9 protein-coding genes are annotated in these 13,869 nt (G+C 44.5%); 1 reads left to right on the top strand and 8 read right to left on the bottom strand.

The window, feature by feature from the left end; all coding sequences use genetic code 11:
* The first annotated feature begins 161 nt into the window (after positions 1 to 161).
* Entirely contained in the window at positions 162 to 1,007 is an 846-nt protein-coding gene (locus ACFI6G_RS11395) for a LysR family transcriptional regulator (protein ID WP_010434764.1), read from the top strand.
* Here ACFI6G_RS11395 and ACFI6G_RS11390 read toward each other — a convergent pair.
* The 8 genes from ACFI6G_RS11390 to ftsZ all read right to left on the bottom strand — a co-directional run bounded on the left by ACFI6G_RS11390 (position 958) and on the right by ftsZ (position 13,855).
* Positions 958 to 1,737: a TSUP family transporter gene (locus tag ACFI6G_RS11390; RefSeq protein ID WP_010434762.1), complete on the bottom strand. Its 780-nt coding sequence runs from the start codon at positions 1,735 to 1,737 to the stop codon at positions 958 to 960. The genes ACFI6G_RS11395 and ACFI6G_RS11390 overlap by 50 nt on opposite strands.
* A 195-nt stretch (positions 1,738 to 1,932) precedes the next feature.
* Entirely contained in the window at positions 1,933 to 5,163 is a 3,231-nt protein-coding gene (gene carB, locus ACFI6G_RS11385; protein ID WP_016767749.1) for a carbamoyl-phosphate synthase large subunit, read from the bottom strand.
* A gap of 16 nt (positions 5,164 to 5,179) precedes the next feature.
* On the bottom strand, positions 5,180 to 6,334 hold the full coding sequence (carA, locus tag ACFI6G_RS11380) for a glutamine-hydrolyzing carbamoyl-phosphate synthase small subunit (RefSeq protein WP_010434758.1): 1,155 nt from the start codon (positions 6,332 to 6,334) through the stop codon (positions 5,180 to 5,182).
* A 503-nt stretch (positions 6,335 to 6,837) separates the two neighbouring features.
* Positions 6,838 to 7,662: a 4-hydroxy-tetrahydrodipicolinate reductase gene (dapB, locus tag ACFI6G_RS11375; RefSeq protein WP_016783966.1), complete on the bottom strand. Its 825-nt coding sequence runs from the start codon at positions 7,660 to 7,662 to the stop codon at positions 6,838 to 6,840.
* Between the two features lie 93 nt (positions 7,663 to 7,755).
* A complete protein-coding gene (gene mutT, locus ACFI6G_RS11370; protein WP_016767750.1) occupies positions 7,756 to 8,154 on the bottom strand; it encodes an 8-oxo-dGTP diphosphatase MutT in 399 nt (132 codons plus the stop codon).
* A 342-nt stretch (positions 8,155 to 8,496) separates the two neighbouring features.
* Positions 8,497 to 11,223 carry a preprotein translocase subunit SecA gene (secA, locus tag ACFI6G_RS11365; RefSeq protein WP_065612351.1) on the bottom strand — a complete coding sequence of 909 codons (2,727 nt, stop codon included), beginning with the start codon at positions 11,221 to 11,223 and terminating at the stop codon, positions 8,497 to 8,499.
* 388 nt (positions 11,224 to 11,611) lie between these two features.
* Positions 11,612 to 12,529, bottom strand: coding sequence for a UDP-3-O-acyl-N-acetylglucosamine deacetylase (gene lpxC, locus ACFI6G_RS11360; protein WP_010434751.1), 918 nt, complete (start codon positions 12,527 to 12,529; stop codon positions 11,612 to 11,614).
* 96 nt (positions 12,530 to 12,625) lie between these two features.
* Positions 12,626 to 13,855 carry a cell division protein FtsZ gene (gene ftsZ, locus ACFI6G_RS11355; RefSeq protein WP_010434749.1) on the bottom strand — a complete coding sequence of 410 codons (1,230 nt, stop codon included), beginning with the start codon at positions 13,853 to 13,855 and terminating at the stop codon, positions 12,626 to 12,628.
* Positions 13,856 to 13,869: the final 14 nt, after the last annotated feature.

The following is a 13,869-nucleotide window of genomic DNA, read 5'->3' as shown; positions in this document are numbered from 1 at the left end:
CCTGCTCACTCTCCAATCCATTATTATGATCTTTCGTGACACTTTACGTTCCCAATTTAAAATACCTAACTGAGTTCAAACCTTTCGCTTCAAATCTAGAGAATAAAGAGTGTTTGAGGTAATTTGGTTTAATCATTCCCAACTTTCATGAATATAACCCAATGCTACTCGAAGGAATCGAAACTCTACTGGTATTGAGTAAAGCAAAGACCATGAGCCGCACAGGCAGTTTGCTTTATATCAGCCAATCAGCGGTCAGCAAACGGATTGCTAATTTAGAGAAGAAGTTAAGCAAGAAACTCATAGAACCGAGTGGCCGACAGATAAAACTGACGCCAGATGCGATTGCATTGATCGAGAGTATAGGCCCAACATTCAATGAGCTACGTGGTCTTATTTATGAACAGCAAGAGTTGGAAGATACGACTCTTATCACCTTAGACAGCTCTAAATCTCTGATAGCGGGCTATCTAGGTGAGATGATGGGCCAATTTATCCAGCAAGATAAATACATCACCATTACCACTAACCACACACCTCGAATCATAGAAAGAGTGCAATCGGGCAAAGCGACCTTAGGGTTATGCGCAGGCTTATTGCCACCGCATCATGGGTTGATGACCTTCCATCTGTTTGATGAGCCGTTTTACATAGTGAGTAAGTCACCGCTAACGGAGCTTCCTCCATTGGTGATTACCAACGATATGACCAACCCCGCGAACTCTTATCAACTTTCTGTCTTAGAGAAGTTTGGTATCAAGCCCTTGATGGAGATGGATGCCTACACCGCAGCGGCTCAACTTGCATTGGGCGGGACTGGGCCAGCGTTAATCCCGCTCTCTATCGTAAAAACACTCAATATTGAGCCTCAATACCTGTATAGCTTCACCGAATTAGCAGGCTTAATTCGACCGATTCATATCTGTGTAAGACCAAATAGCTATCAGTCTCCACGAGTTAGAACACTGATAGAATCCATTGTTGATGCTGTTCCCAAAGCAGTTTAGACGCCATTAGCATCGACATAACGATCACAAGGGGTCGAATCCATTTCTGCCCTTTTGTCACCACCACTTTAGCGCCAAGCTGAGCGCCCATAAAACCGCCAACCGCCATCACTAATCCTAACTCCCAAATAGGCAAGCCAGCCAAAATAAAGAAGATCAATGCGGCAATATTAGAGGTGAAATTAAGTACCTTGGTGCGCGCCGTAGCATCGACTAACGAGAAGTGACCAATCGCAACAAAGCAGACTGTGAAGATAGAACCTGTTCCTGGGCCAAAGAAACCATCATAGAAACCAACTCCACCACCTACACACAGAGCAAACATCGCCTCAGAGATCTTCTGTTTTCCTTCAGACGCTCTAGTTTGCGGTGCCAACAGGAAATAGAGAGAGATAGCGATAAGCAGCAGCGGTATCACACTGGTCAGTAGGCTCGCATCAATGTGCTGAACTAACTCGGCGCCAATAGCAGAGCCGATAAAGGTACAAAAGATAGCAAGGCGCATCTCTTTGATACTGACAATACCGTTGCGCACGAAATACCAACTGGCGGAAAAGCTACCAAATGAGCTTTGGAGTTTATTGGTTGCCAATGCTTGAGTTGGTGGCACTCCGGCCGCTAGCAATGCAGGTAGAGTCAGTAAGCCACCACCACCAGCCATTGCATCGATGAAGCCTGCCGCCGTTGCAACAACAAACAAGATAGCCAATATTTCAAGAGTGATTTCCATATACCCAACGCCTTAAAGTCCTGTGTAACGACAAGTTACCACTCACTGTAGGTGAGCAATAACGAAACACAAGATTTTAACCTATTCCAAATATTCATCATTTAACCACTACAGAATAACAGACATAAAAAAGCCCACTCCGAAGAGTAGGCTTTGAGTATTTATATCTGTTTAACAGCGTTACGCTTTAGGCTATTACGCTAGAGAAGCTTTAACCTGAGCGTGTAGCTCTTGAACTGAAGTTACTGACGTCTTCGCGTCTGCAGTGTGCGCCATACAAGTCGCAAATGCAGCGTTTAGCGTAGTCGTGTAGTTAACCTTCTCAGCCAATGCGCCGCGACGAAGAACTTTAGAATCTTCAATCGCTTGACGGCCAGCAGCAGTGTTCACGATGTACGTGTACTCGTTATTCTTGATACGGTCAAGAATGTGAGGACGACCTTCGTGTACCTTGTTTACTAGACGTGGGTTAATACCCGCTTCGCCAAGAATAACTGCAGTACCGTGAGTTGCGTCTAACTGGTAACCAAGCTTAGATAGCTTAGAAGCTAGGTCAACAACACGCTCTTTGTCGCCTTCACGAACAGAAAGAAGTGCACGGCCGCCTTCTGGGTAGATGTTGCCACAACCCAACTCAGCTTTAGAGTATGCTTCTGCGAATGTCGCACCAACACCCATAACTTCACCAGTAGAGCGCATTTCTGGGCCTAACAGTGGGTCAACACCAGGAAATTTGTTGAATGGAAGTACAACTTCTTTCACTGAGTAGTAAGGTGGGATGATTTCTTTCGTAAAGCCTTGAGACTCTAGTGATTGACCAGCCATTACACGCGCTGCAATCTTAGCAATCGGTGCGCCTGTAGCTTTAGACACGAATGGAACAGTACGTGCTGCACGAGGGTTAACCTCGATTAGGTATACTTCGTTATCTTTAACAGCAAACTGCGTATTCATCAGACCACGAACACCCAACTCAAACGCTAACTTTTCAACTTGCTCGCGCATTACGTCTTGGATTTCTTGGCTTAGCGTGTATGCAGGAAGAGAACATGCTGAGTCACCAGAGTGAACACCCGCTTGTTCGATATGCTCCATGATACCGCCGATAACAACACGCTCACCATCACAAATCGCATCTACGTCTACCTCAATAGCGTCATCTAAGAAGCTATCAAGTAATACTGGAGATTCGTTTGATACGCTGACTGCTTCGTTGAAGTAGCGACGCAGGTCTTGCTCGTCGTATACGATTTCCATCGCACGACCACCAAGTACGTAAGAAGGACGTACAACAAGTGGGAAGCCGATTTCGCGAGATTTCTCAACCGCTTGCTCCATTGTTGTTACGGTTGCATTTTGTGGTTGAAGCAGGCCTAGGCGGTCTACAGCAACTTGGAAACGCTCACGGTCTTCTGCACGGTCGATTGCGTCTGGACTAGTACCAATAATTGGTACGCCAGCAGCTTCAAGAGCACGAGCCAGTTTAAGTGGCGTTTGACCACCGTACTGAACGATAACGCCTTTTGGCTTCTCAACACGAGCGATCGCCAGTACATCTTCCAGAGTTACTGGTTCGAAGTACAGGCGGTCAGACGTATCGTAGTCTGTAGAAACTGTCTCAGGGTTACAGTTAACCATGATAGTTTCGTAGCCATCTTCGCGTAGTGCTAGTGAGGCGTGTACACAACAGTAATCAAACTCGATACCTTGACCGATACGGTTTGGACCGCCACCCAAGATCATGATCTTGTCTTTGTCTGTTGGATTCGCTTCACACTCTTCATCGTAAGATGAGTACATGTACGCCGTATCTGAAGAGAACTCAGCAGCACACGTATCTACACGCTTGTAAACAGGGTGTATATCGTATTGGTCACGCATGCGACGGATTTCGCTTTCCGCTACACCTAGAATCTTAGATAAGCGTGCATCAGCAAAACCTTTACGCTTAAGCTTGTTTAACTCGTCTTTGTTTAGACCAGCAAAGCCTTTCGCTTTAAGTTCTTGCTCTAGCTTAACGATGTCTTCGATTTGAACTAGGAACCAACGGTCGATTTGCGTTAGGTTGAATACACCATCTACCGACATACCAGCACGGAATGCGTCAGCGATGTACCAAATACGTTCTGCGCCAGCTTCTTTTAGTTCATGACGGATAGTCGTTAGCGCATCAGGTGCATCTAGGTCTACCATTTCGTCAAAACCAGTCGCGCCAACTTCTAGGCCGCGAAGTGCTTTCTGTAGAGATTCTTGTTGGTTACGGCCGATAGCCATAACTTCACCAACCGACTTCATTTGCGTTGTTAGACGGTCGTTAGCACCTGCAAATTTCTCGAAGTTAAAACGAGGAATCTTAGTAACTACGTAGTCGATTGTTGGTTCGAATGACGCTGGCGTTGCGCCACCAGTGATGTCATTCATTAGCTCATCTAGCGTAAAGCCAACAGCCAGTTTCGCTGCAATCTTAGCGATTGGGAAGCCTGTCGCTTTAGAAGCTAGTGCAGAAGAGCGAGATACACGTGGGTTCATCTCGATGATAACCATACGGCCATCTTTCGGGTTGATACCAAACTGTACGTTTGAACCACCTGTTTCAACACCAATCTCACGCAGTACCGCTAGAGAAGCGTTACGCATTAGTTGGTATTCTTTGTCTGTCAGCGTTTGAGCTGGCGCCACTGTGATTGAGTCACCGGTGTGAATACCCATTGGGTCAAAGTTTTCAATCGCACATACGATGATACAGTTGTCGTTTTTGTCACGAACCACTTCCATCTCGTACTCTTTCCAACCGATAAGTGATTCATCGATAAGAAGTTCGTTTGTTGGAGATAGGTCCAAACCACGACGACAAATTTCTTCAAATTCTTCTTTGTTGTAAGCGATACCGCCACCAGTACCACCCATAGTGAACGATGGACGAATGATACAAGGGAAGCCAACCAATTCTTGAACTTTATAAGCTTCTTCCATGGTTTTCGCAGTATCAGCAGTTGGACACTCAAGGCCAATTGCTTTCATTGCTTTATCGAAGCGTGAACGGTCTTCTGCTTTATCGATAGCGTCAGCCGTTGCACCAATCATTTCAACACCGAACTCTTCAAGAACGCCGTGCTTTTCTAAGTCTAGAGCACAATTCAATGCAGTTTGGCCACCCATAGTAGGTAGGACTGCATCGGGCTTCTCTTTAGCGATGATGTTACGCACAACTTCCCATTGGATAGGCTCGATGTAAGTTGCATCTGCCATATCTGGGTCAGTCATGATTGTCGCTGGGTTCGAGTTTACAAGAATAACTCGGTAACCTTCTTCGCGAAGCGCTTTACAAGCTTGAGCACCAGAGTAATCGAACTCACATGCTTGGCCGATAACGATCGGGCCAGCACCTAGAATAAGAATACTTTTAATGTCAGTACGTTTTGGCATTGTCTACTACTCCGAATTACGCTGTGTGCTGTTTGATTAGTTCAATAAAGTGGTCGAATAACGGCGCTGCGTCTTCTGGACCTGGGCTTGCTTCCGGGTGACCTTGGAAGCTGAATGCTGGTTTGTCTGTACGGTGAATACCTTGTAGAGAACCATCAAATAATGATTTGTGCGTTGCACGCAGTGTCTCTGGAAGGGTTTCTTCGTCAGCAGCAAAGCCGTGGTTTTGCGAAGTAATCATCACAACATCACGATCTAAATCTTTAACCGGGTGGTTTGCACCGTGGTGACCAAACTTCATCTTCACTGTCTTAGCGCCTGACGCAAGAGCAAGAATCTGGTGACCTAGACAGATACCGAAGATTGGTAAGCCTTTTTCTAGGAACACTTTTGTCGCTTCAATTGCGTAAGTACATGGTTCTGGGTCACCAGGGCCATTTGAAAGGAAAACACCGTCTGGGTTCAGAGCGAGTACTTCTTCTGCTGAAGTTTCAGCAGGAACAACCGTTAGGCGGCAGCCGCGGTCAACAAGCATTCGTAAGATGTTTCGTTTTGCACCGAAGTCATAAGCAACAACGTGGTATGGCAATTCAGAGTCTGCTTTCGCTTCAGGAAGTCCACCCGTAAGCGTCCACGAACCTTGTTTCCATTGATACGCTTCTTTTGTTGTAACTTCTTTCGCAAGGTCCATACCTTTCAGGCCTGGGAATTCTTTTGCTTTAGCAAGAGCTAGAGCTTCGTCTAGGTTTCCATCGTTTACTGAAGAGCCAGCTACGATACAACCGTTTTGAGCACCTTTTTCACGAAGAATACGCGTCAGCTTACGAGTATCAATATCAGCGATACCAACAACGTTTTGCGACTTAAGGTAATCAGAAAGGGATTGTTCATTACGGAAGTTAGAAGCGATTAGAGGGAGATCGCGAATCACAAGGCCTTGAGCGTGGATTGAAGAAGATTCTTCGTCTTCGGAATTGGTTCCGGTATTGCCAATGTGAGGGTAAGTAAGGGTAACGATTTGTTGAGAATAGGAAGGATCAGTGAGGATTTCTTGGTACCCCGTCATCGAGGTATTAAAAACGACTTCACCAACTGCGGAACCTACAGCGCCAATGGCTTCACCGTGAAATACTGTCCCATCTTCTAGGACGAGTAGTGCTGACTTCTTCAAGACAACCTCCAGAAATAAAAATGCATTAAAATTGATTTAATTTGCAAATCTACCTTCCTGTAACACCAGAAACTGCGTGTTTATGGAAATTAGACAAATTGGCGATATTTTAGTGATCTGCGTGATACGTGTCAACATTTAACGCAAAAGAAATTAAACATTTGTAAGGACTAATTCAATTTACACCATCAAAGCTTCAAAAGTTTAACTTTCATGCTCATTTTGTCCGAATATTACGATTTTCTAATTTTCACCCCTCATTTTAGCCAACCATAGAGTGATAAAAATATCAGCAACAAAACGCAATCGATAAATACAAAGAGAAAAGGTCGAAATTTAAAGATCTAAAACAAAAAGCACACTATAAGCATTAAAAATCGCAGTTAAATAAGAGAAAATCGACGATAAGAAGAAACTAGAGAGAGGTTTGTAAAAGGGGTATTACGAAGGAAAATGTATCAAATAAAGAAAGCGCTGGCAATTGCCAGCGCATAAATATCTATTTATAGGTCATTCAAACCAAGGACGTCAGTCATGGTATAAAAGCCTGCTGGTTTATCATTTAGCCAAACTGCCGCCTTGATTGCACCATTGGCAAAAGTCATTCGGTCAGTCGCTTTATGGGTAATTTCCACTCGCTCACCGATATCAGCAAACATAGCGGTGTGCTCACCAATGATGTCGCCGGCACGAATCGTCGCAAAACCGATCTCATCCTTAGTTCGCTCACCAGTAATACCTTCACGTGACCATACGGCTACATCGTTAAGCTCATTACCCATCGCACCAGCAATCGCTTCACCCATACCAATAGCCGTGCCTGAAGGTGCATCTACCTTGTGGCGATGGTGAGCTTCAACGATTTCAACATCACAGTAATCGCCCATCACTTTAGCGGCCTTTTCTAGCAGCTTAAATACCAGGTTTACACCAACGCTGTAGTTAGGTGCCATGACAATTGGCATCTCTTTTGACGCCGCATCGATAGCCTGCTTTTCTTCTTCAGAGAAACCCGTTGTGCCGATGATCAGCTTTTTACCATGACGTTTACAAAGTTCAATATTCGCTAATGTGCTAACAGGTGCGGTAAAATCGACGATCACATCAAACTCTTCGATAGCTTTAGACAAGTCATCCACTAAAGCGACATCAAAACGACCTTCACCACATAACTCGCCGACATCAACGCCCACTAAAGATGACTCTGGACGCTCTGAACCAGCACCAACACTTGCTTCTGAATTATGATGAGCGGCTTTCACCAAGTTACGACCCATACGGCCCGCTGCTCCTGCAATTGCAATTCTTACCACTGCGAATATCTCCATTGTTTTTGGTTACCGTTGCCACTTATCTCGTGCGGCAACGTTCAATCGATTAATCCCTTTAAACTAACAACAATCTCAAACTCAGGCTAGCAATTACGAAAACTCTTTTATTACTCGCTCTAAAATTGGCACATTTGCCTCTGGGAAGGGGTATTGATTCAAAGATTCTAGGTTTACCCATTCACCTTGTTGACCCTCTTTACCATAAGGCTGTTGCTCAAAGGCTGTCACAAGGATGAAATCAAACTTAAGCGATTTATCACTGTAATCAAATTCAAGATGCTCAAAGAGAGACTGTTCAGTTACCTTGATGCCAATTTCTTCATCTAACTCACGAGCCATTGCTTGTTCAATGGTTTCGCCCGCTTCTACTTTACCGCCAGGGAACTCCCAAAAGCCACCTTTGTGTTTATCGTCTGGGCGTTTAGTAATAAAGACCTGTGATTTATCTTGGTTGAAGATAATGCCCGCAACAATATGGATTCTTTTCATATGATGGTGTTCCTTAATAAAACGCTTTGCTCACTCATCCCCCTCAATACGTCATCCTCAAGAAGGACAAACAACTGAGTTGAGGATCTAATACAAGAGCGTGAGTCTAACTATTAAACGAGATTCCCTACTAGGCTCGTTCCTCGCTTGAGGGAATGACGACTTACCCTTTAATCAAAAGATAAGCCACGAAATTTACATACAAAAAGAGCCGCCTAAGCGACTCTTTAATCAAAACTATATTTAGGCAAAGCTGTATTGGTTGAGAACGAGGAGGCGACGCGGAGTTTACAAGTGTAAATGAGCATCGCCGACGAAGTTATCAGCCATTACAGCAAAGCATTAGTCAATTTTACCGTGACACTGTTTGTATTTTTTGCCACTTCCACATGGGCATGGTTCGTTACGACCCACTTTACGCTCATCACGCACTACCGTTTGTGGAGATACCGCTTCAGCTTCATCGTCAGCTAACTGATTTTCAGCCACTGCATGTTGTGTTTGAGCACGACGCGCCGCTTCTTCAGCTTGAGCTTGACGTTGAGCTTCCATCTTTTCAACTTCTTCTTGTTGCTGAACGCGAACTTTAGAAAGAATGGTAACAACGTCTGTTTTCAGTACATCTAACAGACCTTCAAACAGTTCAAACGACTCGCGCTTGTACTCTTGTTTCGGGTTCTTCTGAGCATAACCACGTAAGTGTATACCTTGACGAAGGTGATCCATCGCAGCCAAGTGCTCTTTCCAAAGACCGTCTAGCGTTTGTAGCATCACAGACTTTTCGAAGTTACGCAGTACTTGAGCACCAACCACTTCTTCTTTTTGTTTGTACGAGTCAACCGCCATACCAAGAATACGCTCACGCAATGCTTCTTCATAAAGCTTGTCGTCTTCGTCCAACCAACCTTGAATATCAAAGTCTAGATCGAAGTCGTTTTTCAGGCGATCTTGTAGACCAGCGATATCCCACATGTCTTCAAGAGATTGAGGTGCAATGTACTCATCGATAACCGAAGTAAACACGTCTTCACGGTTGTGTTCGATCATTTCGCTGATGTCGTCAGAACTCATCAGTTCGTCACGAAGCTCATAAACCACTTTACGTTGGTCATTAGCTACATCATCGTACTCAAGAAGCTGCTTACGGATATCGAAGTTACGACCTTCCACTTTACGTTGTGCTTTTTCAATTGAGCGAGACAGCATCTTAGATTCAATCGCTTCGCCTTCGTCCATACCACTTTGAATAAGGCCAGCCATACGATCAGACGTAAAGATACGTAGCAGAGAGTCTTCCATTGATAGGTAGAAACGAGAAGAACCCGCATCACCTTGACGACCAGAACGACCACGTAGCTGGTTATCGATACGGCGAGATTCATGGCGCTCAGTACCAATGATGTGCAGACCACCGGACTCAAGTACTTTATCGTGGATAACTCTCCAGTCAGCTTTGATCTTATCGATCTGCTCTTGAGTTGGGTTTTCTAGCTTCTCTACCTGAGCCTGCCAGCTACCACCCAATACGATATCGGTACCACGACCAGCCATGTTAGTTGCGATAGTTACCGCGCTTGGCGTACCCGCTTGTGCAACGATCTCGGCTTCCATTTCGTGAAACTTAGCATTGAGAACGTTATGCTTAATTTTTGCTTTTTTCAGTGCGTTAGACAGTAGTTCTGATTTTTCGATAGAAACCGTACCAACCAGTGATGGCTGACCAGCCGCAACACGATCTTTAATGTCTTCAATGATCGCATTGAATTTGTCTTCTTCGGTACGATAAACCACATCTGGCATATCGTTACGAACCATAGGCTTGTTGGTTGGGATAACCACCGTTTCTAGGCCGTAGATAGACTGGAATTCGAAAGCTTCTGTATCGGCTGTACCTGTCATACCAGACAGTTTCTCGTACAAACGGAAGAAGTTCTGGAAGGTAATCGATGCTAACGTTTGGTTTTCGTTTTGAATCTTTACACCTTCTTTCGCTTCAACAGCTTGGTGTAAACCTTCAGACCAACGACGACCAGGCATAGTACGACCAGTATGTTCATCAACAATAACCACTTCGCCTTCTTCAGTAACGATGTAGTCTACGTTTTTCTCAAACAATACGTGCGCACGAAGAGCCGCATTTACGTGGTGAAGTAAGCTGATATTGGTTGGAGAGTAAAGTGTATCACCCTCTTCCATCAATCCATTTTTAACCATTAACTCTTCAACAAATTCTTGACCGTTTTCAGTCAGGTGAACCTGTTTAGATTTTTCGTCCATGGTGTAGTGACCTTCACCACGGTACTCTTCTGAATCTTCTTTATCTTGACGCTCTAGAGAAGGGATCAGCGTATTAATGCGCGTATAAAGATCTGAGCTATCTTCAGCAGGACCAGAGATAATTAACGGAGTACGAGCTTCATCGATTAAGATTGAGTCAACTTCATCGACTACAGCGAAGAAACGTTCACGCTGAACTCTATCTTCAGCACGGAAAGCCATGTTGTCACGCAGGTAATCAAAACCAAACTCGTTGTTTGTTCCGTATAGGATATCGGCTTGGTACGCTTCTTTCTTCTCTGGCGGAGCCATATTTGGCACGTTCACGCCAACTGTCATGCCAAGGAATTCAAATAGTGGTCGGTTTGTTTCCGCATCACGCTTCGCTAGGTAATCGTTCACCGTTACAACGTGAACACCTTTGCTTGGTAGGGCGTTAAGATAAGCTGGTAGAGTTGCGGTAAGAGTTTTACCTTCACCAGTACGCATCTCTGCGATTTGGCCAGCATTTAGAACCATGCCACCAATCAACTGCACGTCAAAGTGACGCATGCCGTAAACACGTTTAGACGCTTCACGTACTGTAGCAAATGCTTCAGGTAAAAGTTGATCTAGCGATTCGCCTTTATCTAAGCGCTCACGAAACTCAACCGTTTTAGCTTTTAACTCTTCATCAGAAAGTGCTTCTAACGTTGGTTCGTAGTTATTAATTTCTTTTACAATTTTTCTAAGGCGGCGCAGTGTTCTGTCATTGCGACTGCCAATTACCTTTGTCAGCAGCTTAGTAATCATGTGCTTGGAATCTCTTCGTTCTCAGATCGTCCGCGATCTATTTTAAATGCCGTCAGTCTCTACTAGCTATGAACTAGTCTTCAGTTACTAACCAAGGATACTGAGATAAATCTAGTATCTTTGATATTGTACTTGAGAGTAGAGTTTTCAAGGCTTGAGTTAAAATTAATGCTCTCTAGTGTAAGTAATTTTCACACTAACGACCATTTATAACCCCATTTGTTTGATGTGCTTGGAACTTTTCTTTCTAATTGCTGACGGATTAGCCAGACTGCAGTCTATTGGTAGACAACTTTCGGATGTTGACGACACTGTATCTGGAAAATAGATACAAAAAAACCAGGTCAATGACCTGGTTTTCGAAATCTTATATTGTTGTAAGCAACAATTACGCTAAAACCATACCTGGTTCAGCAAACGCAACTGGAGAGCCTACTTCTTCTTCGAATGTTGCCCATTCCCAAGCTTCTGCGTCAGCAAGTACTGCACGTAGTAGTTGGTTATTTAGGCCATGACCTGATTTGTATGCACGGAACTCACCAATAATAGCGTGTCCACACATGTAAAGGTCACCAATCGCGTCTAGTACTTTATGAGTTACGAACTCATTGTCAAAACGTAGACCTTCTTCATTAAGAATTCGGTACTCGTCAAGTACGATAGCATTATCAAAGCTACCACCAAGTACTAGATTTTGGGATTGTAGATACTCAATATCACGCATGAAACCGAAAGTACGAGCGCGAGAAATTTCTTTCACAAAACCTTGTGAAGAGAAATCAAACAACAAACGTTGCTCATCAGATTCAATCGCGGGATGGTTAAAGTCGATCTCAAAGTCCATGCGGAAGCCGTTAAATGGGACGAATTCTGCCCACTTATCGCCATCTTCAAAACGGATAGGCTTTTTGATTCGAATAAAACGCTTCGCTGCATTCAGTGTTTCTACACCTGCTTGCTGTAGCAAATATACGAATGGGCTTGCGCTACCATCCATAATTGGGATCTCTGGTGCATCAACCTCAACAATAATGTTGTCGATACCCATACCCGCTAAAGCTGCGTTAAGGTGTTCCACTGTAGAAATACGTACGCCTTCGTCGTTAACAAGAGCAGTACATAACATAGTGTCACGAACTGATGCTGGATCAGCTGGGAAATCTACAGGTGGATTTACATCAGTACGACGATAAACAATACCTGTATTTGCAGCTGCCGGGCGAAGAGTAAGTGTGACTTTACGACCAGAGTGGAGACCCACACCAGTTGTTTTCACAATTTCTTTCAGAGTACGTTGTCTGATCATCTGCTTGCCTCGTTATCAGTGCTACAAATCACGGTCAGTATTTACCGACCGCGAATTTTACCATTAATTCGACGATAGTCAAATTTTGGGTATTTGTTAATCAGCCTGACGTCGTAAGAATGCTGGAATATCTAAGTATCCACTCTCTTTCTCAGCTTTAGGTGCAGCACTCTGGCTAGCGCCTGTACCTGAAGAAACAGGTGACGTTGTTGGCTGTGGCTTAACTTGAGGTTTAACCTCAGTTTTCTCTTGCAATGGCTGTGCCATTTTCTCTTCCACTTTTGGTGCAGTTTGAGCTGCAACTTGTGGTTGAGGCGTTGGCGCTACTTTAGCCTTGCCACCAGCAACTAATGTAATGTCTGGTTTTTTCTCTGTTCCGATACCTGTTGCAACAACAGTTACACGGATTTCATCCGTCATGTCAGGGTCTAGAGAAGTACCAATCACGACAGTTGCGTTATCAGAAGCGAATGCCTTAACTGTATTACCCACAGTTTCGAATTCATCTAGACGCATGTCCAGGCCTGCAGTGATGTTCACAAGAACGCCACGCGCACCAGCTAGGTCGATGTCTTCTAGTAGTGGGCTAGAAATTGCCGTTTCAGCAGCTTCTTCAGCACGGTCTTCACCTTTTGCGATACCGCTACCCATCATTGCATGACCCATCTCAGACATTACAGTGCGAACATCCGCGAAATCGACGTTAATCATACCAGGGCGAGTAATTAGCTCTGCGATACCTTGTACAGCATTTTTAAGCACATCATTTGCACTTGCGAAAGCTTCTAGCAGTGTTACGCCACGGCCAAGTACCTTAAGTAGCTTTTCATTTGGAATCGTAATTAAAGAATCCACATGCTTAGAAAGCTCTTCAATACCTTGCTCTGCAAACGCTAAACGTTTTTTGCCTTCAAAGCTAAATGGCTTAGTTACAACAGCAACTGTTAGCACACCTAGCTCTTTCGCAACTTCAGCAATAACTGGAGCAGCACCTGTACCCGTACCACCGCCCATACCAGCTGCGATAAATACCATATCGGCGCCAGTTAGAACTTCTTTAATTCTTTCTCGATCTTCGAGAGCTGCATCACGGCCTACTTGTGGGTTTGCACCAGCGCCCAAACCTTTAGTGATATCACCACCAATTTGGATCACGCTGCTCACGCTTGTTTTACGAAGTGCTTGGGCATCAGTGTTAACACTGATGAATTCTACGCCTTCGATTGATTCACGTACCATGTGCTCAACAGCGTTACCGCCACCGCCACCAACTCCAACGACTTTAATTACTGCATCGTCAGACATTTCCATCATCGGTTCAAACATGTGTTATCTCCGTT

This window comes from Vibrio sp. PSi01 (assembly GCF_054960695.1).
The sequence above is the reverse complement of the archived record's forward strand: the minus strand, read 5'-3'. Positions and strand labels throughout refer to the sequence as shown.